Annotated in this window: 21 protein-coding genes; 10 read left to right on the top strand and 11 right to left on the bottom strand. The window is 71.0% G+C overall.

What is annotated here, in order from left to right; translation table 11 throughout:
• Positions 1-42 precede the first annotated feature (42 nt).
• Complete coding sequence (gene glyS / locus IE075_RS13700) at positions 43-2118, bottom strand: glycine--tRNA ligase subunit beta (protein WP_189457592.1); 2076 nt, start codon at positions 2116-2118, stop codon at positions 43-45.
• Positions 2118-3059 (bottom strand): glycine--tRNA ligase subunit alpha, encoded by a 942-nt coding sequence (glyQ, locus tag IE075_RS13695; RefSeq protein ID WP_189457590.1) that lies wholly within the window; start codon positions 3057-3059, stop codon positions 2118-2120. The genes glyS and glyQ overlap by 1 nt, the downstream gene beginning before the upstream one ends.
• A 178-nt stretch (positions 3060-3237) precedes the next feature.
• Here glyQ and IE075_RS13690 point away from each other — a divergent pair, with 178 nt between their 5' ends.
• Complete coding sequence (locus IE075_RS13690) at positions 3238-3960, top strand: glutamine amidotransferase (protein ID WP_268244944.1); 723 nt, start codon at positions 3238-3240, stop codon at positions 3958-3960.
• A gap of 73 nt (positions 3961-4033) precedes the next feature.
• A complete protein-coding gene (locus tag IE075_RS13685; RefSeq protein ID WP_189457586.1) occupies positions 4034-4873 on the top strand; it encodes a BPSS1780 family membrane protein in 840 nt (279 codons plus the stop codon).
• Between the two features lie 59 nt (positions 4874-4932).
• On the opposite strand, the gene tatC is transcribed toward IE075_RS13685, so the two are convergent.
• The 4 genes from tatC to IE075_RS13665 form a co-directional block, all read right to left on the bottom strand.
• Complete coding sequence (gene tatC / locus IE075_RS13680) at positions 4933-5700, bottom strand: twin-arginine translocase subunit TatC (protein ID WP_189457584.1); 768 nt, start codon at positions 5698-5700, stop codon at positions 4933-4935.
• 13 nt (positions 5701-5713) lie between these two features.
• Complete coding sequence (gene tatB / locus IE075_RS13675) at positions 5714-6085, bottom strand: Sec-independent protein translocase protein TatB (RefSeq protein WP_189457582.1); 372 nt, start codon at positions 6083-6085, stop codon at positions 5714-5716.
• Positions 6086-6105: 20 nt separating this feature from the next.
• Positions 6106-6354 (bottom strand): Sec-independent protein translocase subunit TatA, encoded by a 249-nt coding sequence (gene tatA, locus IE075_RS13670; RefSeq protein WP_189457580.1) that lies wholly within the window; start codon positions 6352-6354, stop codon positions 6106-6108.
• Positions 6355-6446: 92 nt separating this feature from the next.
• Positions 6447-7274: a lipid-binding SYLF domain-containing protein gene (locus tag IE075_RS13665; RefSeq protein WP_425489382.1), complete on the bottom strand. Its 828-nt coding sequence runs from the start codon at positions 7272-7274 to the stop codon at positions 6447-6449.
• A gap of 179 nt (positions 7275-7453) precedes the next feature.
• Here IE075_RS13665 and hemH point away from each other — a divergent pair, with 179 nt between their 5' ends.
• Positions 7454-8428 (top strand): ferrochelatase, encoded by a 975-nt coding sequence (gene hemH / locus IE075_RS13660; protein ID WP_189457576.1) that lies wholly within the window; start codon positions 7454-7456, stop codon positions 8426-8428.
• Positions 8429-8430: 2 nt separating this feature from the next.
• A complete protein-coding gene (locus IE075_RS13655) occupies positions 8431-9291 on the top strand; it encodes an alpha/beta fold hydrolase (protein WP_189457574.1) in 861 nt (286 codons plus the stop codon).
• A gap of 18 nt (positions 9292-9309) precedes the next feature.
• Here IE075_RS13655 and IE075_RS13650 read toward each other — a convergent pair whose 3' ends face one another.
• From IE075_RS13650 to ttcA, 3 genes are all read right to left on the bottom strand, one after another.
• Complete coding sequence (locus tag IE075_RS13650; protein WP_189457746.1) at positions 9310-10083, bottom strand: M48 family metallopeptidase; 774 nt, start codon at positions 10081-10083, stop codon at positions 9310-9312.
• Between the two features lie 157 nt (positions 10084-10240).
• Complete coding sequence (locus IE075_RS13645; protein ID WP_189457572.1) at positions 10241-11149, bottom strand: recombination-associated protein RdgC; 909 nt, start codon at positions 11147-11149, stop codon at positions 10241-10243.
• A 218-nt stretch (positions 11150-11367) separates the two neighbouring features.
• Complete coding sequence (gene ttcA / locus IE075_RS13640) at positions 11368-12291, bottom strand: tRNA 2-thiocytidine(32) synthetase TtcA (protein WP_189457570.1); 924 nt, start codon at positions 12289-12291, stop codon at positions 11368-11370.
• Positions 12292-12372: 81 nt separating this feature from the next.
• On the opposite strand from ttcA, the gene IE075_RS13635 reads away from it, so the two are divergent.
• The gene (locus IE075_RS13635; RefSeq protein WP_189457568.1) at positions 12373-12582 is read left to right on the top strand and encodes a YdcH family protein; all 210 of its coding nucleotides are present in this window, start codon (positions 12373-12375) and stop codon (positions 12580-12582) included.
• Positions 12583-12600: 18 nt separating this feature from the next.
• Here the strand turns inward: IE075_RS13635 and plsB are convergent, their stop codons facing one another.
• Positions 12601-15408 carry a glycerol-3-phosphate 1-O-acyltransferase PlsB gene (gene plsB / locus IE075_RS13630; protein ID WP_425489379.1) on the bottom strand — a complete coding sequence of 936 codons (2808 nt, stop codon included), beginning with the start codon at positions 15406-15408 and terminating at the stop codon, positions 12601-12603.
• 48 nt (positions 15409-15456) lie between these two features.
• Positions 15457-16332, bottom strand: coding sequence for a hypothetical protein (locus IE075_RS13625; RefSeq protein WP_189457564.1), 876 nt, complete (start codon positions 16330-16332; stop codon positions 15457-15459).
• Between the two features lie 26 nt (positions 16333-16358).
• Here IE075_RS13625 and IE075_RS13620 point away from each other — a divergent pair, with 26 nt between their 5' ends.
• The 5 genes from IE075_RS13620 to IE075_RS13600 all read left to right on the top strand — a co-directional run bounded on the left by IE075_RS13620 (position 16359) and on the right by IE075_RS13600 (position 21240).
• Complete coding sequence (locus IE075_RS13620; RefSeq protein WP_229792533.1) at positions 16359-17231, top strand: hypothetical protein; 873 nt, start codon at positions 16359-16361, stop codon at positions 17229-17231.
• Between the two features lie 76 nt (positions 17232-17307).
• On the top strand, positions 17308-17934 hold the full coding sequence (locus IE075_RS13615; protein WP_189457559.1) for a hypothetical protein: 627 nt from the start codon (positions 17308-17310) through the stop codon (positions 17932-17934).
• Positions 17931-18398, top strand: a complete 468-nt coding sequence (locus IE075_RS13610) for a hypothetical protein (RefSeq protein ID WP_189457558.1) — start codon at positions 17931-17933, stop codon at positions 18396-18398. Before IE075_RS13615 ends, IE075_RS13610 begins: the two co-directional genes overlap by 4 nt.
• On the top strand, positions 18395-19195 hold the full coding sequence (locus IE075_RS13605) for a hypothetical protein (protein ID WP_189457556.1): 801 nt from the start codon (positions 18395-18397) through the stop codon (positions 19193-19195). Before IE075_RS13610 ends, IE075_RS13605 begins: the two co-directional genes overlap by 4 nt.
• On the top strand, positions 19192-21240 hold the full coding sequence (locus IE075_RS13600; RefSeq protein WP_189457554.1) for a carboxypeptidase-like regulatory domain-containing protein: 2049 nt from the start codon (positions 19192-19194) through the stop codon (positions 21238-21240). Before IE075_RS13605 ends, IE075_RS13600 begins: the two co-directional genes overlap by 4 nt.
• Positions 21241-21401 lie beyond the last annotated feature (161 nt).

Genomic DNA, 21401 nt, shown 5'->3' with positions numbered 1-21401 from the left:
GCATGCGGCGACCGCAGCCGCCGCGTGTGCGCTACGTGCCGGTCAAATCGACAGGTGCTCGATCGCCGCGACGTTGCCGAGCCGGTCGCCGAGCCGCTGCAGCAGCGCGAGGCGGTTGCCGCGCACGGCGGCATCGTCGACGTTGACCATCACCGCGTCGAAGAACGCATCGACCTGCGGGCGCAGCTGCGCGAGCCGCATCAGCACGGCGACGTAATCGCGCTGCTCGAGTGCGGCCTCGGTCTCCTCGATCGCGGCGTCGACCGCATCGGCGAGCGCGCGCTCGGCATCGAGTGCGAACAGCGAGGGATCGACGCGCGACGGCACCGGCTCGTCGGCCTTGCGCAGGATGTTGCGGATGCGCTTGTTCGCCGCGGCGAGCGCAGCGGCGTCGGGCAGCGCCGCGAATGCGCCGATCGCCCGCAGGCGCGCGTCGAAATCCGGCAGCGAGTCGTGCGCGACCGCTTCGACCGCCGCGAACTGCTCGGCCGGCACGCCGCGCTCGGCGTAATAGCTGCGCAGGCGGTCGTAGATGAACTGCGTGACTTCGAACGCACTGAAGTCATCGTTTTTCACGGGCTGCACCGACACCGCGTGTTCGAGCAGCGCGAACGGCAGCAGGTCGAACCCGCCTTCGAGCAACGTGCGCGCCAGGCCCAAGGCATTGCGACGCAGTGCGAACGGGTCCTTGTTGCCGGTCGGCTTGAGGCCGGCCGCGAAGCCGCCTGCCAGCGTGTCCAGGCGCTCGGCGATCGCGAGCACCTGGCCCAGCTTCGACGGCGCGATCGAATCGGCCGAGAAGCGCGGCATGTACGCCTCGTCGATCGCGGCGGCGACCTCGCTCGATTCGCCTGCAGCCTGCGCGTAATGGCGACCGGCGATGCCCTGCAGCTCCGGGAATTCACCGACGAGTCGCGATTGCAGGTCGTTCTTCGCGAGCTGCGCGGCGCGGCGCGCGAGCGCGGCATCGGCGCCGACCTGCGTCGCGATCGACTCGGCCAGCGTCGCCACGCGCGCGGCCTTGTCGGCGATCGAACCGAGCTTGGCCTGGTAGGTCACGCCCGCAAGGCCCTCGCCCATCGCCGCGAGGCCCTGCTTGAGGTCCTCATCGAAGAAGAACTTCGCATCGGCAAAGCGCGGTCGGATCACGCGCTCGTAGCCCTTGCGCACTTCGCTCTCGTCGCGCGAGGCAATGTTCGCAACGCCGACGAAGCGCTCGCCGAGCCGGCCGTCCGCATCGAGCACTGGGAAGAACTTCTGGTTCGCCTCCATCGTGGCGATCAGCGCTTCCGACGGCACCGCGAGAAACGCACGGTCGAAGCTGCATGCGATCGCATGCGGCCATTCGGTCAGGCCGTTGACCTCCTCGAGGATGCCGGCGTCGATACGTGCCTGCCCGCCGCCCTGGCGCGCGGCGGCTTCGACCTCGGCGACGATGCGATCGCGGCGCGCGTCGGGGTCGACGATCACGTGCGCGGCGCGCAGCGCATCGATGTAGCTCGACGGCGCATCGATGACGATGTTCTCGTCGTGCATGAAACGGTGTCCGCGGCTGGTGCGTCCGCTGCGCACGCCGAGCAACTCGGCGTCGACCACGTCATTGCCGAGCAGCAGCACGAGCCAGTGCACCGGCCGCGCGAACGCGTGCGCATGCGCGCCCCAGCGCATCGGTTTGGGGATCGGCATCGCGGCGATCGCCTCGCGCACGATCTCGCCAAGCAGGTCGGCCGTGCGCGCCCCGGGCTTAACCGCGCGGTGCACGAAGCGCTCGCCTTTCGCGTCGCTGGTGCGCTCGAGCTGCGTCCATTCGACGCCGGCCTTCGCGGCGAAGCCCTGCAGTGCCTTCGTGGGCGCGCCGTTCGCATCGAGTGCGATGTTGAGGTACGGGCCGAGCACCTCGGATTTCTGCTCCGGTTGCTCGGTGGCCACTGCGGGCAGCATCACGGCGAGCCGGCGCGGCGTGTACAGCGGCTTCGCGTCGCCGCGTTCGATCTCGATGCCGCGCTTGCGCAGGCCCTCGAGCACGCCGTCAAAGAACGCCTGCGCCAAGCCGGACAGTGCCTTGACCGGCAACTCTTCGGTGCCGAGTTCGACCAGAAGCGGTTGCATCGCGGTCATCACGCGGCCTCCTGCGTGCGCTTGAGGCCCGGGAAGCCGAGCTTTTCGCGCTGCGCGAAGTACGCATCGGCCACGCCCTGCGCGATGCGGCGCACGCGCAGGATGTAGCGCTGGCGCTCGGTCACGCTGATCGCGCGGCGCGCGTCGAGCAGGTTGAACGAATGCGAGGCCTTGCAGACCTGTTCGTAGGCAGGCAGCGGCAGGCCGAGCTCGATGAGCTTCGCGGCCTCGCGCTCGCAGGCGTCGAAGCGGTGGAACAGCTCGGCCACGTCGGCATGCTCGAAGTTGTACGCGCTCTGTTCGACCTCGTTCTGGTGGTACACGTCGCCGTAGGTCACCGGCGTGCCGTCCGGCCCGTACGTCCAGATCAGGTCGTAGACGTTGTCGACGTTCTGCAGGTACATGCACAAACGCTCGAGGCCGTAGGTGATCTCGCCGAGCACCGGCTTGCACTCGATGCCGCCGGCCTGCTGGAAGTACGTGAACTGCGTGACCTCCATGCCGTTGAGCCAGACCTCCCAGCCCAGGCCCCAGGCGCCGAGCGTCGGTGATTCCCAGTTGTCCTCGACCAGGCGCAGATCGTGCACCTGCGGGTCCACGCCGAGCGCCTTGAGCGAATCGAAATACAGCTCGACGATGTTGTCCGGCGACGGCTTCATCGCCACCTGGTACTGGTAGTAGCGCTGCAGGCGGTTCGGGTTCTCGCCGTAGCGGCCGTCGGTGGGGCGGCGGCAGGGCTGCACGTACGCGGCGTGCCACGGCTCGGGGCCGAGCGCGCGCAGGAACGTGGCCGGGTGGAACGTGCCGGCGCCGACCTCGAGGTCGAGCGGCTGGATCAACGTGCAGCCCTGCTCGGCCCAGTACGCGTTGAGGCGCTGGATGAGGTCCTGGAACGTCGGGGAAACGCGAGGCACGCGTGAATCAAGCTGCGGGGCCGGCATCGGGTCGCTCGCTGCGCAAAGCGGATTAGTATAGCGACCGCCCTGCAGCGGCTTTGAAGCTGTGACGCGGCGCGCAGCGCCCGGCGCGGTGCACGCGCACGATCATCCTCTGTTCCCCGCGCACGCCCGCCCCTTGGCGGCAGGCGCTGCGCCGCGCCTGCCCGGAATCGTCTTGACCGTGACCCGCCCCTTTCTGATTATCGAGACCGGCCAGCCGGTCGCCTCGATGCGCCGCCATCGCGGCTTTCCCCACTGGATCCGCGTCGCCGCAGGCCTGGGCGCCGACGAGGCGGTTGCGGTCGACGTGCAGCGCGGCGATGCGCTGCCCTCGCGCGACGGGTTTGCCGGGGTGATCGTCACCGGCTCCGGCGCGATGGTCACCGACCGCGAGCCGTGGAGTGAAGCGACCGCGCAGTGGCTGCGCGACGCGGCGCGTGCTGGGCTGCCGCTGTTCGGCATCTGCTACGGCCACCAGCTGATCGCGCATGCGCTCGGCGGCGAGGTCGGCTGGCACCCGGACGGCCGCGAAATGGGCACCGTGGAGCTCGAACTGCACGACACCGCGCTGCACGATCCGCTGTTTACCGGCCTGCCCGAGCGGTTTGCCGCGCAGGCCACGCACCTGCAGACGGTGTTGCGCGCGCCCCAAGGCGCGACGGTGCTCGCGCGCTCGGTGCACGATGCCTGCCACGCGTTCCGCTGGGGCGATCGCACCTGGGGCGTGCAGTTCCACCCCGAATTCAGCACCGTGCACATGCGCGGCTACGTGCGGGCCCGCCGCGATGCGCTGCGCAACGAAGGCCATTGCCCGCACGCGGTCGCGCGCACGGTCAGCGCGACGCCGCATGCGCGTCGCGTGCTGCGCCGCTTCGTGCGCCACGCGCGTGCGCTGACCGCCTGACGCGGGCGGATGCGCGCCGCGCGCCGGACAGGCACCATGCGCGGATTCTTCTGATTCAACACGAGACGCGACGATGACGGATGTGCGCAAGGTGCCGGCCGGCGACGGCGCGGAATGGCTGCTCGGCGGATTCGCGCTGCTGCGCCGCGCGCCGCTGCAGCTCGGCCTGCTCGGGTTGATCTGGGGCGCACTGTCGGCGCTCGCGTCAATGATCGGCAGCTTCCCCGCGCTCGCGATGTGGCTGCTCGGTCCGGTCCTGTTCGCCGGTCTCATCCACGCCGCGCGCGAGGTTGACGCCGGGCGCCCCGCGCAGCCCGCGCTTTTGTTTCATGGCCTGGGCAACGGCCGTGCGCTGTCGCTGCTCACGCTGCTGCTGCCGCAGATCGGCGCGCTGCTCGTGATGGGCGTGGTGTTCTTCGCGATGCTGACCGAAAGCGAGCTGCAGCAGATCACGAGCGTCGTCGAGCAGATCCAAGCCAACCCGGCGGCGCAGCCCGAGCTGATCCAGACGCTGCCGCAGGACAAGATCTCGCAGTTCTTCCTGCTCGCGATGTTCATCGTCATCGTCGCCGGTCTTTTCACGTTCGTGGCGACGCCTGAAATCCTCTACCGCGGTCGCAGCGGTTTCGCCGCAATGGGGGCGAGCCTGCGGGCGTGCCTGCGCAACCTGCCGGCGCTGCTCGTGATGACGGTGCTGCTGGTGATCACGTTCATCGCGCTGAGCCTCGCGGTCGGCCTCGTGAGCGGGCTGCTCGGCTGGCTGATCGGCGCGGCGGCGGGGCAGTTCGTCAGCCAGTTGCTGATCTTCGCGGTGCTGATGCCGGTGCTGGCAGGGCTGGTCTACCACGCATGGCGGCGCATGCTCGGCGATTCGCCGGTGCCGCCGCCGGTTCCGGGGATGGTCGAGGCCTGAAGGCCGTCGATCGCCGGGCTTGATCCCGGCCGCCTCACGGCGCGCGTTGCGCCGGGCGGTCAGCGCTCGCGCGGCGTCACGAAGCGCGCGGCGATGATGCCCAGCTCGTAAAGCAGCACCATCGGGATGGCGAGCATGAGCTGCGAGACCACGTCCGGCGGGGTGATGATCGCCGCGATCACGAAGATGCCGACGATCGCGTAGCCGCGCGCCTCGCGCAGCTGCGCGGGCGTGACCCAGCCCAGCACGACGGCGATCACGAGCGCGACGGGCAGTTCGAAACTCGCGCCGAACGCGAGGAAGATCACGAGCACGAAGTCGAGGTAGGCGTTGATGTCGGTCATCATCGCCACGCCCTCGGGCGCGATGTGCACGAGGAAGCCGAACACGCCCGGCAGCACCAGGAAAAACGCAAACGCGCAGCCGATGTAGAACAGCGCCACGGCGCTCACGAGCAGCGGCAATGCGAGCCGTTTTTCGCGCGAGTACAGGCCCGGCGCGACAAACGCCCAGGCCTGGTAGAGCAGCCACGGCATCGTTGCGAGCAGCGCGGTGAAGAACGCGAGCTTGACCGGCGCGAAGAACGGCGAGGCGACCTCGACCGCGATGATCTGCGCGCCGGCCGGCAGCTTCTGCAGCAGTGGCTGTGCGAGCCACCCGTAGAGCTTGTTGCCGAACGGCAGCAGCACCACGAACACCGCAAGCAGCCCGAGCACCGCGCGCAGCAGGCGGCCGCGCAACTCGAGCAGGTGATCGAGCAGCCGCGGCTCGTCGGCGGCGGGGTCGTCGGCCGGGCTCGCGTGGGCGCGGGGTTCGTCAGGGACCATGCCGGGTTGCAGCTCAGCGCTCATCGCGAACGGCCGGCGAATCGACAGGCACGGTCTCGACCGGCGTACCGGCGTCGTCGCGCGTCGGCGCCGCGGCCACTTCGGGGTCGACCGCCGTGCGCAACTCGTCGTGGAGCGAGGTGCCCTCGCGCTGGACGTGGGCGTGCGCGGCGCGCAATTCGTCCTGTGTCTCGCGCAGGCTGCGGCGCAGTTCCTCAGCCGCGAGTTCGTGTTCGAGTTCGGACTTCACCGTGTACCACTGCGCGCGCGCGCGGCGCATCCACAGCCCCGCAAAGCGCGCGGCCTTCGGCAGCCGCTCGGGCCCGAGCACGAGCAGCGCGACGACCGCGATGACAAACAGTTCGGAAAAGCCGATGTCGAACATGGGCGCGGCCGCGCGTGCGCTCAGCGCGGGTCGCGTCGGTCCGCAGCGGACGTCGTCTCGCGCGTGTCCTCGCGCACGCCGTCGCGGCGCGCGTCGTCGCGCAGCTGCGCCGGCGGGCCGGCCTCGGTGTCGTCGTCGCGGATGCCCTTGCGAAAGCCGCGGACCGCGTCGCCAAGGTCCTTGCCGACGTTGCCCAAGCGCTTGGTGCCGAACACCAGCACCACGATCACCAGCACGATGAGCCAGTGGGTCAAACTCAGACTGCCCATGGGAACGCACCCGTCGGATTAAGGCTGAAACGCCAGGTCGAAAAGAATAGCGCAGCGATGTGACAGCCGCGGTGGCGGCCGCGGCGGTGGGCTCAGCGCGGCAGGGGCTCGACCGTGGCCTGCCCCTCGACCGTCTCGAACGGCTGCGGCGTCGCCTGGGCCGGCGCGGCGGGCGCCGCCACGGGCGTCGTGACCGCGGTGGGGCTCGATGCGCGCGCCGCAACCGGGCCGCCGCGGCTCGTGCGTGCGGACGCGGTCGCTTCCTCGAGCTCATCGCGGAACGACACCACGGCGTCCGGCGCCGCGCCGGGCGCGCGGCCCTCGAAGATCATGCGCGGCGTGGTGCCGGCGCCGTAGACCGCCTGGTTCGCGGCGTCGTCGATCGTGAGCACGGCGCCGTCGAGCGCGATGCCGGCGAACAGCCCGCGCGCGCGCGACCACGACCAGATCTCGGCCTTGAGCTGGCCGTCGGTCGCGGTCGCAGCGTTGCGCCCGACCGGACCGGCCGCGACGCCCGCGTCGGCGCCGAGCGTGACCTTGCCGTTAACGATCGAATCCAGGCCTCGCTCAGAGCGGAACACCAGCACGATGTCGGCCGACTGCACGCCGGCCTGGAAGCCGACGCTGCCGCCGGTGAGCTTCACGAACGCCGGGCTCGACCAGCTGCCGTCAGGTTGCTTGACCGACAGCAGGCCGTGGCCGCGGCGGCCACCGAACACGAGGCCGACCTTGAGCGCATCGGGCACGACGACAATCGCGCGCGCCTCGTCGAGCAGCTTGTCGGGGATCGCCGACTCGGGAATGCGCTGGATGTCGGTGAGCACACGCAGCGCGTTGCGTGCACGTGCGTCCTCGGTCGGGCCTGCGACAGCAGAGGTGGCCAGGCTCAGGGCGAGCGCAAGGGCGGCAAGACGCGGCAGACGGGACATGCGGAACTCCACGGGAAGGCGGGCGGCGGACGGTCGATTCAGGCTAGTGATGGGCGAATGAATCCCGCCGCAACCGAAGCAGGGGGAAGCAGCGATCGTGATGCGCGCCCAACTCAGCGTTGCATGCGCAGGCCCGGCACTGTGACGCGCGCAGCTGTCATCCTATGCGGATGACCGCGCCCGCCTCCGCCGACACCGCCCTCGTGCTCGTCAACCTCGGCACGCCCGATGCGCCGACGCCGCGCGCGGTGCGCCGGTACCTGAGCCAGTTCCTGCACGACCACCGCGTCGTGCAGCTCACGCGCTGGCTGTGGTGCCCGTTGCTGCATTTCGTGATCCTGCCGCTGCGCAGCAAGCCGGTCGCGCACAAATACGCCTCGATCTGGATCGACGGCGACGACGGCGGCTCGCCGCTCGCCGTCTACACCCGGCGCCTCGCGCGTGCGGTGCAGCTCGAGCTGCCGGCGCTGCGCGTGGTCGATGCGATGCGCTACGGCAATCCTGCGCTGCCGAAGGTTCTGGACGCGCTGCGCGAGCAGGGCGTGCGCCGCGCGCTCGTGCTGCCGCTGTACCCGCAGTACTCGACGACGACGACCGCATCGGTCGGCGACGCTGCCGCGGGGGCGCACGGCCTGGCGACCGCGATGATCGACGATTACCACCACGCGCCCGAATGGATCGCCGCAGTCGCCGATTCGATCCGCACGCACCGCGCGCTGCACGGCGCCGGGGATCACCTGCTGTTCTCGTTCCACGGCCTGCCGCAGCGGCTTGCGGATGCGGGCGATCCGTATCCGCAGCAGTGCGAGGCGAGTGCGCGCGACATTGCGGCGGCGCTCGGCCTGCCCGACGACGCGTGGTCGCTGAGCTACCAGTCGCGCTTCGGCCGCGAGCGTTGGCTCGAACCCGCGACCGACGCGACGCTGCGCGCGTTTGCGTCCAGCGGAGTCAAACGCGTCGACGTGGTGGCACCGGGCTTCGCGGTCGACTGTCTCGAAACGCTCGAGGAGGTGTCGATGATGCTTGCCGAGGAATTCGCCACCCTCGGCGGCGAGATGCGCTACATCCCCTGCCTCAACGACGCGCCCGCCCACGCGGCTGCGCTCGCGCGCATCGCGGAACGCGCGCTCGCCGCGCGGACCTGAGCATGCGCGAGATCACGCTCGACACCGTCTTCGGACGGCTCGCCGCACTGCGCTTCGGGAACGGCCACGGCACGCCGGTGCTCGCGCTGCACGGTTGGCTCGACAACGCAGCGAGCTTCGTGCCGCTCGCGCCGCACCTGCCTGGCCTCGACCTCGTCGCGCTCGACCTGCCGGGCCACGGCGCGAGCGCGCACCTGCCCGCCTGCGCGGAATACACACTGCTCGCGGCCGCGCGCGCCGCGCTGGCGGCGGCCGATGCCCTGGGCTGGTCGCGCTTCGTGCTGCTCGGGCATTCGATGGGCGCGGCGAGCGCCACGCTGCTCGCCGCCGCGGCGCCCGAGCGCATCGAGCGCGTTGCGCTGATCGAAGCGCTCGGCGGCCTGGTCGAAACCGAAGACCGCACCGCGCAGCGCCTGCGCGAGGCGTTCGCGCTGCACGGCGAACCGGCCGGCGCGCGTCGCAGGCGCTTCGATGACATCGCGACCGCGGTGCGTGCGCGCCGCCAGGCCGGCGAACTCACCGACGCGAGCGCGCGGCTCATCGTCGAGCGCGGCGTCGCGCCGGCGCCGGAAGGCGTCGGCCTGACCTGGCGCAGCGACGCGCGCCTCACGCGCCCGACCGCGGTGCGCATGACCGAAGCGCAGATGCGCGACGTGATCGCCGCGATCGAATGCCCGGTGCGACTCGTACATGCCGAGCCCGCGTTCCGCTTCTTCCCCGAAGCCGCGCGCAAGGCGCGCTCGGCGTGCCTGCGCGAGGTCGAAGTCATCGGCCTGCCCGGCGCGCATCACCTGCACATGGACGATCCGGCACCGGTCGCGGCGGCGATCGCCGACTTCCTGCGCGGGCCTGCGTCGCGCTGACGCTGTCGCGATGTCGCGTCAGCCGGCGCGACACAGTGCGTGCAGCTTCGGCTTGAGCGCCTGACCGTCACTGCGGAAATAGGCGCGGTGCTCGCGCCAGTCCGGGCATCGCGCCTCGACCTCGTGCCAGAACGCGCGCGAGTGGTCCATGTGGATCAGGTGGCAGAGCTCGTGCACGAGCACGTACTCGAACGCGGCCGGCGCGCCGAGCACGAGCGCGAGGTCCAGCGTAAGAGCGCCGTCGCGTGTCATCGAACCCCAGAGCGTCGACATCGTGCGCAGGCGCAGCCGGGACGGCGCACGCGGCAGGCCGTCGAGGTAGCGCGGCAGCCAGCGGCCGACGTCGGCGCGCGCCTGCGCCTCGTAGAAGTCGCGCAGTGCGCCGCGCACGGTCGCGTCATTGGCGCCGTCGGTCACGTGGAACGCAATCGCGTCGTCACTGCATTCGACATGCACGCGTCGCGCGGCGTGCCAATGCACGGGCACGTCGACACCGCGCAGCGGCAGCGTCGCAGTGACGTGTGGCTGCAGGCCGGCCGGCGCGTCGCCGCGCCGCGCGAGCGCACTGGCGAGCCACTCGCGGTGCGAGGCGAGAAACGCATCGGCGGCTTTCGCACTCGCGCGCGGCGGTACCGTGAGCCGCACGCCGCGCAGGTCGACGGTGATTCGCAGCCGTTTCGCGCGTGGATCGCGCACGCGCACGATCTCGACGATGCGACCGTCCGCAAGCGCGAATGCGACGGTCTCGCGCTCGATCGTTCGCGGTTTCGGGCTGGCGCGCAGGCCGAACATCAGTGGATCGCGTCGCGCATGCATCGCGCCCGCATGCGGCGATGCGCGATCGACGCCGCATGCGAGTTGCCGCATGCGTGCGCATCGCCGTGCGCGGGTGGCGTCGGGGCACCGAACATCGAACGCCTCCTTGCCCCCGCGCGCACGACCGCCTCGCTCAGGCCTCGACCTTCGAGAGCTTGAGCGCGCCTTCGAGCACGGTGAACAGCCGGCGCAGCTCGCCGCTCATGAGCGCAAAGCGCGCATCGAGCTCGGCGTGCATGTCGTCGGTGTCGTTCGACTCGAGCTGGTCGACCGCGCCGTCGAGCAATTTGAACTTGCGCACGATCAGATCCTCGCCAAGCACGAAGCTCACGTGATCGTCGAGATTGAGCGCGAGCCGCGTGACCTGTTTGCCCGACTGCAGATGCTTGTCGATCTCGGCGTTGCCGGTCAGCTCCATGCGCTGGCACTTCACGATCGCACCCTGATCGATCGGATCGCGCAGCTCGCATTCCTCGCCCAGGCTCAGGCCTTCAGGCAAGGATTCGCCGGCGACCCACGACGTGAGCACGCTGCGCGGCGCGACTTCCGCATTGAGCGGCAGCGCCGGGAAGCTGCCGAGCGCGCGGCGGATCTCGCTGACGATGTTCTCAGCGCTCTTGCGGCTCGAGGTGTCGACCGCGACGACGCCAAGCGCGCGGTCGATCAGCGCGTCGGTGCGCGAGGGCTTGATGAACGCGCGCGGCAGCAGGTCGGTGATCAGCTCGTCCTTGATGCGCTTGCGCGTGCGGCCGCCGGGCTTGCGGCCTTCCTTCGCCTCGATCTCCTCGAGTTTGCGCTGCAGCATCTCGTTGACGACGGCCCCCGGCAGCAGGCGGTCTTCGCCACCGACGGTGAGCCACAGGGCATCGCCCTGGCGTGCGGCAAGCAGCTCGCTGTCGCGGCCGAACGGCGAGACGAAGCCGCGGCTCGACAGTTCGAGCGGACCGACGGGCTTGAGCTGGCAGGCGTCGAGGCCGGCATCGAGCGTCTCGAAGTCGGTGCCGGTCGGGAAGCGGAAGAACGTCAGGTTGCGAAAGAACATTTAGGTCTCGGGATTCGTGATTCGTGATTCGTGATTTGCGGGAGCTGTCATGGCTGCCGTTGCGCCGCAACGATCGGCGCAGATGCGGCCTTCACTCGATCGACGGCCCGCGCGTTGAGCGCGTGGCTTCCGCAGACAGCGAATGCCTGTCAGCGGCTGGTTCGCACGCAGCGGCGGGTACGTGCACGACGAGGCCGCCGATTCCCAGCGCGGAGCGCTCACGCGCCTTCGTCGGCGTGCGAGTCGCCGGCGAGCCACGCGTTCGCATCCAGCGGCGCATCCGCGCGCGCGCCCAGCGAGAGGAAATCGAACAGCTTCGGATCGCTGAGCTGCGACGGGCGGATGTCGCCGAGGGCGCGCGAGATCGTCTCGATGCGCCCGGGCGTGTCGCGCTCCCAGGCGTCCATCATCTTTTTAACCTGCTTGCGCTGCAGGTTCTCCTGCGAGCCGCACAGGTTGCATGGAATGATCGGGAAACCCTTGGCCTGCGCGTACTGTGCGATGTCGTCTTCCTTGACGTATGCGAGCGGTCGGATCACGACGTGCTTGCCGTCGTCGCTCAGAAGCTTCGGCGGCATGCCCGAGAGCTTGGCGTGGAAGAACAGGTTCAGGAAGAACGTGGCGACCAGATCGTCGCGGTGGTGGCCGAGCGCGATCTTCGTGAAGCCTTCGGCTTCGGCGTATGTGTACAGCGCGCCGCGGCGCAGCCGCGAACACAGCGAGCACATCGTCTTGCCCTCGGGCACCACGCGCGTGACCACCGAGTACGTGTCCTGCTCGAGGATCTTGTAGGCAACGCCGATCGACTCGAGGTATTGCGGCAGCACGTGCTCGGGAAAATCCGGCTGCTTCTGGTCGAGGTTCACCGCGACGAGCTCGAAGCGCACCGGCGCCTTCTTCTGCAGCTGCAGCAGGATGTCGAGCATCGTGTAGCTGTCCTTGCCGCCGGACAGGCACACCATGACCTTGTCGCCGTCTTCGATCATGCCGAAGTCGGCGATCGCGCGGCCGACCTGGTGGCGCAGGCGCTTGGCGAGCCGGTCGGCCTCGTGCGCGCCGCGGCGCGCGCGCGGCACATGCGGCGCGGGTTCGGCAAGCGGCAGGGCGTCGGACGCCGGGTGCAGGGGCAGGATCGAGCTCATGGGCGAACCGGGCGGCGGCCGGCCATTCTACCGGCGGGGCCCGCGGTGTCGCTGAAGCCGGGCCGCGCTAAGCTGCGACGCATGCTCGAAAACGCATCGCCCACCGAGATCGCCCGCCGCCTGGCCGCCCTGCGCGAGGAACATCGAGACCTCGACGCGGCCATCGAGCGCCTCGCGCCGGATGCGCGCGCCGACCAACTTGCCGTGCTGCGCCTCAAGAAGCGCAAGCTCTGGCTCAAGGACTGCATCGCGCGACTCGAAAGCGCGCTGATCCCCGACGAGCCGGCCTGAGCCGACTCGCCGCAGGCGTCACACCGCCGGGGGCGCTGCCTCGCCGCGCGTGGCCGCCTCTGGGCTCACCTTCTCGATCGAGTGCCGCAGCTCGCGGCCAAGGATGACCTTGGCGTCGCGGGCCCAGGCGTCGAGGCGCTCGTCGAAGATGAGCTTGCCCTGCTCGTCGGTGCGCACGAGGCGCAGTTCGCGGGCTTTCTGGATGAAGCCGCGGAACAGGGTCTTGTCGAAGAACTCCGGCGCGGCCGGCGCGTAGAGCAAGCTCAGGCGCTGCGCGGCGAGCTGGCACAGCGTCTCGAGCTCGCCGGCGCTGAGCGTGCCGGGGCCGTTCTTGACGAGCACCGAGGTCGCGATCGTGTAGCGCTCGAACGCCTGCTGCAGGGAGTGGCCGATCGCGCGCAGGCGGAATACTTCGTCGCTCTGCGCCGCGTTGCGCGCAAGCACGCCGCTTTCGTCGTCGGCCAACTGCAGCAGGCCCTCGCTGATGAACAGGCCGATCGTGCGTTCCAGCCGTCCCACGAATGTGCCCTCGTCCCACGGCAGGAACAGCTCGGCCTGCAGGAACGGGTACACGCTGCGACCGAGCTCGAGCACGCGCGCGCGGCTCATGCGGCGGTTGTGCTGGAAGCAGCACGCGATCCACGCCGCAGCGGTGAACAGGTGCAGCACGTTGTTGCGGAAGTAACTCAGCAGCACGGCCTGTTCGGGATCGACCGCGAGCACGTCGCCCAGCGGATGCGCGGTGCGGCGCAGCACGCCGATCTCTTCGCCGTGGGCGACGATTTCGGCCGGCGTGTGCGGCGTGACCGTGACGCGGTCGGAGTACGGCAGCTCGTCGAGCACGCGTTTGGACAGCGCGATCTGCGCGAGCAGATCCGTTTCGGCCATCGCGTGCTTCGGTGTCGACAGCAACGCGAGTGCGAGCAGGTTGATCGGATTGACGTCGGCGGCGCGGTTGATGTTGACCTGGATGCGCTGCGCGAGCGTGTCGACGGCGGTCGCGAGCCATGCCGGCTTTTCGTCGTCGCGCAGCGGCGTGCCGGTCCATTCCGGCGCGCATTCGCCGAGCACGTCGCCGAGGCGGATCGGCTCGCCGAAGTTCACGACCACCTGACCGTAATTGCTGCGCAGCACGCGCGGGATGCCGGTCACGAGCTGCCAGATCGATTCTTTCTCTTTCGGCTTGCCGGTCAGCTCGTCGAGGTAGCTGCGGCCTTCCATGAGCTTTTCGTAGCCGATGTACACCGGCTGGAACAGCACCGGGCGTGTGGGTTGGCGCAGGAACGCGCGCACCGTCATCGCGATCATGCCGCCCTTCGGGGGCAGCAACCGGCCCGTGCGCGAGCGACCGCCTTCGATGAAGTATTCGATCGAGTAACCGCCGGAGACGAGCTGCGCGAGGTATTCGGAGAACACCGCCGAATACAGCGCGTTGCCGCGGATCGAGCGGCGCAGGAAGAACGCGCCGCCCTTGCGCAGCACGGTGCCGATCACCGGCAGATTGAGGTTGATGCCGGCGGCGATGTGCGGCGGCACGATGCCGCGCGTGTACATCAGGTAGCTCAGCAGCAGGTAGTCCATGTGGCTGCGGTGGCAGGGCACGTAGACGACTTCGAAGCCCGGCGCGTCCTGCTTGAGACGGTCGAGGTGGTGCACGAGCACGCCGCGGTAGATGCGGTTCCACACCGGCGTGAGGATGAAGCTCAGCGAGCGCACGACCGGGTGCGAGTAGTCGGCCGCGATCTCGTACGTCATTGCGTGGGCTTTCTTCCACGCATCGTCGATCGGCGTCTTGTCGCGGCGGGCCTGGTCGGCGATCGCGTCGCGCACCGGCTCGGCGGCCAGCACGCGGTCGACGAGCAGGCGCCGCGTCGACAGGTCGGGACCAATGACCGCCGCGCGGATCAGGCGGAAGTGCGTTCTCAGAACGCGCGAGAGCTTGCGCACCGTGCGCTCGGGCGGCAGGCCCTCATCGACGATCGCACGCAGGCTCACCGGCGGGCTGAAGCGCACGAGCGTGCCACGGCCGTTCAGGGCGATCGCGAGCAGCCGGCGGAAGCGGCCGACGAGCGTCCAGTTCTCCGAAAACAGCACCGAGAACCAGCCGCTGGACTTGTCGGGCGCGCGACCCACGAAGATCGACACGGGCACGAGCTGCACGTCGAACGCGGGATCGGCGCGGTGCGCCTCGAGCAGGCGCGCGAGCGAGCCCGAGTGCGTCTTTGCGGGCGGCGGCGAGTTCGTGATCGTCGTCGACAGGGCGGCCGGCAGCGGCGCGAGACCGCCCGCGTTGCGGCGCGAGAGCGCGACGTAGGCGCGCTTGCGGCCGACCGGGTCGCCTGGCAGCGGCTGCAGCGGCGACGGCAGGCCGGCTTCGCGGCAGGCGCGCTCGAGGATCAACGCATTGCTAAGCCCGTAGTCCTCGAGCACATAGCAGACCGGCCCCCCGGCGTACGCCTGCGGCGCGTGCTCAAGCGGCGCCTTGGGCTCGATCTTGAGCGTGACCCACGGCGCAATGATCCGGCCCAGCAGCCGCATCCACCACGACGGGCGGCGCGTCTGGCGCGGCTCGGCAGCGTCGATCGTGCGGCTCGGGTCGTCGACCGCGGCTGCGGCGTCAGGCGGCATCCCGAGCGGCAAGGTCGCCAACGGCGATGCGCCGTCGGCCGGTGCTGCGGGCGGCATCGCGGTCGCAACGTCGGTCACGTCCGGGCCGGGCGCTGCAGCGGCGTGCGACTCGCGCAGATCGGAGGCGGCCGACGCCTCGGGCGAAGCACCCGCGGCGTCGGGCGCCTCGGAAAACGGCAGGGGCGTTTGCTTGGGCATCGGCCGCATTATGCCGATTCGACCCGCGGCGCCCGCGCCGCGGGCTGATCAGGGTGCCGGGCGGTCGGCTTCCAAGCGCGCGTGGGCGAGCGTGTCGGTCAAGTACCAGCGGCCGTCGATGCGCTGCAGGTCGAGCGGCGTGTCGATCGCGCGTCCGGCCAGCGTGTACCGCAGTCGCACGCGTGCCCGGTCGCCGCGCTGTTCGACCGGCTCGACGCGCGCGTCCGCGAGCGCCGCATCCAGGTCGAAGCCGTAGTCGGCGAACACGTCCTTGACGGCGCCGAAGAACGGACCGAGCCGGCGCAGGCTGGCGTCGAGGCCGGCGTCGCGCATGGCGTGGGGCCCGGCCAGCCGCGTGCGGCGCGCGGCAGAGACGAGCCGCTCGATCGCGGGATTCGCCCGTCGCGCGTCGGCGAGCGCGGCGCTGCGGCCCCAGCTCTGCAGCGCGCCGGCCAGTTGCAGGTAATGCGCGCGCTCGGTTTCTCCGTAGCCGGGCTCGGACATCAGGTGCCGTTCGCCAAGCACGCCGAGCGTGTCGACGGCCGAGCGCAGCTCGGTGCGTGCGCCGGCGAACTCGCGGCGATAGGCGGCGCGCAGGCGGCGCTCGGCGCCGGGTTCGGCAAGCGCGGCGAGCGCGCCGGGCAGGCGGTCGTCGAGCGGAAGTTCGGTGAGCGGCCAGCGCGTGCGGTCCTCGCGCCAGGCGCGTTCGAGCTGCGCATACAGCGTCGGCGGAACCGCGTGCCGCGCGTAGACGTCGAGGTCGTTGCGCCGCAGCTCGCGCAGGCGCTGCTCAACCGCGGCCACGGGCCCGGGCGGCGCGACCGGCCGCGGCGGCGCGGGCGCGGGCGCGGCCGTGCGTTCACAGCCAGCGAGGGCGGCGAGCAGGCACAGCGCGGCGACGGTGGTGAGGCGGAGGATCGGCACGGCAGCTCCGGCGGGCGAGCCGCATCTTGTCCACGGTCGCGCCAGTGGACAAGCCAAGCCGGTCCCGGTTCGGCGAGCGGGCTGCCGGACCGCGTCCAAACCTGACGCGATTCGAGACCCAAGCCCGCGCGTTTTGTCACGGCCTTCACGTTAGTCGTGCAAAGCGCGACCGCAATCACGAAATATTGCGTCAGAAGCCTGGCGCGAGCGTGGAATACTTGGCACGTAAATTGCGAGATCCGTCGCATCCTTGGCGCCAGTCGCCCACGCCTGCCTGGAGTGTTGCCGTGAACCTGCTCAAAGCGTCCCTGCTGACCGCCGCTCTTGCCACCGCGCCGCTGGCGGCCCATGCCGAGTCTGATTTCGTCGACGGCGCAGGCAATGCCAGCGCGAAGCTCGACTTCCGCGTGACCATCCCGCGCGTGCTGTTCCTGCAGGTCGGCACCGGCACGAACAAGGCGGACAACACCGCCGTCGACCTGATCCAGTTCGCCCCGAGCGCTGCGGCGCTGGGCACGGGCGCCGTGGCCGGCACCGGCGGCGACCTGGGCAACGGCAGCGTCACGGCCAAGGTCCGCGGCAACAACGGCGCGATCCAGCTGACCGCGACCACGGCCGGCACCGGCCTGAGCAATGGCGATGGCGATTTCATTCCCTTCAGCGAGATCGACACGGCATCGACGCCGATGGCGTCCGGCGGCTCGGCGCTGCCGGCACCCGAGCTCGTCAACGGCGCAAGCGCGCCGGTCACGCTGACGCCGGCGTCGGGCAAGGTCGTCGACCTCGAGGCGCGCTGGACCTTCAGCTTCGCCAACAGCGCGATCTACGCGCCCGGCACGTACGGCGGCGCAGGCACCACCAACGGCGGCCGCGTCGTCTACACCGCCGTAATGCCGTAAGCGCTCCCACGGTTGGAAGCATTGCCATGGAACCGGCTGCCCAGCGGCCGGTTTCTTTGTTTCAGGAGTTCGATCGATGCTGCGCCCGAGCGCCCGGTTCGCACTGACCGCCCTGCTCGCCGCCGCCTGCGCGCCGGCGGCGGCGTATGTGGTGTCGATCAATCCAGGGCCCCGCTCCGCGTTCCTGCGCGTGGGCGATGGCGGGGCGGGCACATTCCTCGACAGTGATGGCAGGCCCGGCGAGTCCGGCGTCGTCAATCGCGTGTCGGTCACCGTGCCCGCGGCAGCCGTCGGGGCCGGGGCGCGGCCGATGTCGGCGAACACGACGCAACGCACCAGCTCGTACGACAGCTACACGTTCTGCGACGCCGACGAGGTCTATGTCGGCGGCTTCGTGCGCGGCAACAACGGCCTGTCCGACGGCGTGCTGATCGTCGACGCGCCCGCATCGCTCATCGCGGCGGACGGCCAAACGATCCCGCTCTCCCAGATCAGCTGGACGAGCACCGGCAATGGTGACGGCACCGCGGCGCAGCCTGTGCCCGCCGGCGCGTTCGACGACACCGCCGGTCCGCAGACGCTCGCGACCGTCCGTCGCAACACCTGGCGCGAGAGTTGCCTGCGCTTTTCGTACGCGAACGGGCAGGTCGTCGGCGCAGGCACCTACGAGGCGCGTGTGGTCTACACGTTGTCCGTGCCGTGAGCCGCCGCATTGCCCGGCTTGCGCTGCTCCTCCTTGCGGCGCCGCTGCTCGCCGGCGCCCAGACCGCGCTGCCGGTCGACGACCATGCGAGCGAAGTGCTCGGCGGCCCGTTGCGCATGCGCTGGGACACGCCCGCGGGGCGTCACGACGCATCGCCGACCGTCTCGGGCGAGGTCGCGGTGCGGGTGCGGCTCGACGTTGCGCCCTGGCAGGGCCGGCAGGCGCGCATCTTCATGACGCTGCCGCCGCAGGCGGGCACCCGCGTCGACGCGCACTGGACCACGCGCGGCGTGCTGCTCCCGGGCGCGCTGCGCGACGGCGAGCGTGCGCTCGTCTACGCCGGACCGCTGCGCGGGCCGCAGCTCGAGGACGTGCAGCAGCTCACGATCCGCGCTGACGGCGCGCGGCTTGTGCGCCCCGAACAACTGCATTTTGCTTTTGAAATCGAACTGGAGTCGCCGTGATCGTTTCGCGTCGCGCGCTGCGCGCAGTGGCCTGTGCTTGCGCCCTCGTCCCCGGCCTCACGTTCGCCCAGGGCTTTTCCGCGTTGGTCACGCCGCCGCGGTTCGAAGACCGCGTCGCGCCGGGCTCGACGTACCGGAACGTCATCGAGATCACGAACGTCTCCGACACCCGCGCCCGCTACGCGCTGCGCACCGCCGACTGGACGCTCGATCCCAACGGCGCGGCCTCATTCTCGTATGACCTGGCGCCCGGCAGCTGCCGGCCGTGGGTCGGCATCGAGGCGCCCGAGCTCGTCGTCGAGCCGAACATGAAGCGCCGCTACCGCTTCGAGGTCGCGGTCCCGGCCGATGCGCCGCAGGGTGAATGCCGGTTCGCGATCATGGTCGAGGGCGACCCGACGACGCTGGACGGCCCGGTGGCGATGCCGGTCGCCGGGCGCATCGCGGTGATCGTCTACGTCGGCGTCGGCGACGCCGCTCCGCAACTGGAGGTCAGCGGCGCTCGCGCGGCCGTCGTCGAAGGCCGCCGCGTGCCGGTGCTCGAGATCCGCAATCGCGGCGACGCGCACGGCCGGCTCGACGGGCTCGTCGAAGGGCGCGACGCGAGCGGTCGTCGTTACGCATTCACCGCGTCGACGCAGCCGATCCTGGCCGGCGAGACGCGCGCGATCGCGCTCACCGCGCAGAGCGACCGGCCCGATGCGCCGCCGCCGGAACTCGTGTTCCCGGTGACCCTGTCCGGCCAACTCGCGGCGGGCCGGCAGCACGTCGACGTCGAGACCACGATCGCCCCATGAGCGCCGGCGTGCCCGGCGGTGGCGGGCTGCGCAGGCGTGCGCTCGCGCTCGCGATGGGCGCCGCGCTGGCGGCGACCGGCGCGGCGGCGGCGCAGTCGCCGCGTCCGGCCGTGAGCGCGTCAACGCAACCGGCGCCCGTCGCAGGAGGCAGCGCGTCCGACACGCCGGCGGCAGCCCCGCCCGCGCCATACCGCGACCGCGTGATCGCGCCCGACCGCCTTGCTCCGCTGCCACCCGACGAAGACGCCCCGCAGCCCGGCGACGACGGGCTGCCGCGCTCACTGCGCGTCGAGCTCAGCGCCAGCCGCAACGAGCGCGGCGACGAGGCGTTCGACGAGCATGGCGTGGCCGTGAACGGTTTCTGGGAGAGCGCCGACCTCGGCGGCTTCTCGCTCGATGCCGCGTTGTTTCGCAGCGACCGCGAACGCCGCCGGGGCAGTAATGCGTTCGGCGGCAGCGCGACGCTCTGGCAGCGCGGCCTCGCGCTCGACGGCGACTGGCGCGTCGACAACGGCCTCGGCGTGCTGAACACCCCCGCGGTGCCGCTGCTGCGCACGCAGCCGCGCTTTTTTCTGCCGACCGCGCCATTTGTGGGCGCCAGCACCGACTGGACCCGCGGAACCACGCGCTGGCACGCGGCGCTCGGGCGCGCGGGCCTGTACACGGGCGCGCGGGTCGCCGGTTTCGACCCGGCCGACGGCCAGGTCGGGGCGCTCGGCGGGCAGTGGGCGTGGTCGCCCGCCTGGGCCGGCGCCGTGTCCGCGCTCGCGACCGAAGGCCGCATCGTGCCCGACGCCCAGGGCGAGGCAATCCTCGAGCCGGCCCGCACGCGCGCGCTGCACGCCACCGCCGCGTGGCAGGACGCACGCGATCGGGTGCAGATGAACCTGCTCGGCAGCGACAGCGATCTCGGCCGCGCCGAAGGCGCGTGGATCGACGCGAGCCTGCGCCGCGGCCGCCATGTGCACGGCCTGGGCCTATTCCGCCTCGACCCGGGGCTGCGCTGGGGCGCGCTGCCGATCAACAACGACGTCGAAGGCGGCTACTACCGGCTCGGCTACCAGTACGGACGCTGGGTGTGGAACCTCGGCGTCGATCGCATCGCGTCGGTGTCCGGCGCGGGCTTCGACGGCTCGTACGGCACCGGTTTCGCGCGTCGCCAGGCCAGCCCGACGCTCGGCTACGGCGCGAGCCTGTCGCTGCGGCGCGCGCCGGCGTGGTCGCACAGCGCGCAGCTGTTTGCCGACTGGCGCCACGCGCGCGGCCAGACGCGGCTGCAGTTCGACCAGGCCGACGGCGGCGAGGCGACGAGCTGGCAGCTCGGCCTGGACCACGCGTTCGATCTGCGCGCCGGCGCGCGGCTGTCGGCCTCGGCCGCCTACGGCGAACTGGCGCAGGACACCGGCGACCGCACCGGCACGACGACGCTCGCGCTCGACGGCGGGCGGGATTTCGGCGACGGCCTGTCGATCGACGGCACGGTGCGCTGGCTCAGCGCCGACGGGGTGCTCGCACGCCGCGGCCTGGACCTGCACCTGACCGCGAACTGGCGGCTCGCGCCGCATTGGACGCTCGCCTCGACGCTGTACCAGAACCGCGGCTCGCAACGCTCGCCGTTCGTGCTCGATCCACTGGTGACCGAAGTGCCGTTCATCTCAGTGCCGCGCGAGCGCGCCGCCTTCCTTACCCTGCGCTACGAGCGCGAGGCCGGACGCGCGCGCGGCGTGCTCGGCGGCGCGCCCGGTGCTGCCGCGGGCACGATCCGCGGCAGCGTGTTCTTTGACGACAACGGCGACGGCGTGCGCGCCGCGTCGGAGCAACCGGCGGCGAACATCACCGTCGTGCTCGACGGCCGCTACTCGGTGCGCACCGACGGCGCGGGCGAGTTCGAGTTTCCACGCGTCGCGACGGGCGCGCACCGGCTCACGGCGCAGGCCGACAACCTGCCGCTGCCGTGGGCGTTCGACGCCTCGGCCGAGCGCGAGATCGAAGTGCGGGTGCGCGACGCGGTGCGCGTCGACATCGGCGCCGTGCGGCCGCGCTGAGCGTTAGCCGGCAGGCGACGGCGACAGGCGACAGGCGACAGGCAAAGAAAAAGGAGGCCGAAGCCTCCTTCAAAAGCCCGGCGGACACCGGGAAGACATGGTGCATGGCGCCGGTCGAAACCGGACCGGGGCAGGTTAACGAGTCGTTAAACCTCACGCAA

Source organism: Cognatilysobacter bugurensis (assembly GCF_014652095.1).
Taxonomy (GTDB): domain Bacteria; phylum Pseudomonadota; class Gammaproteobacteria; order Xanthomonadales; family Xanthomonadaceae; genus Cognatilysobacter; species Cognatilysobacter bugurensis.
The sequence above is the reverse complement of the archived record's forward strand: the minus strand, read 5'-3'. Positions and strand labels throughout refer to the sequence as shown.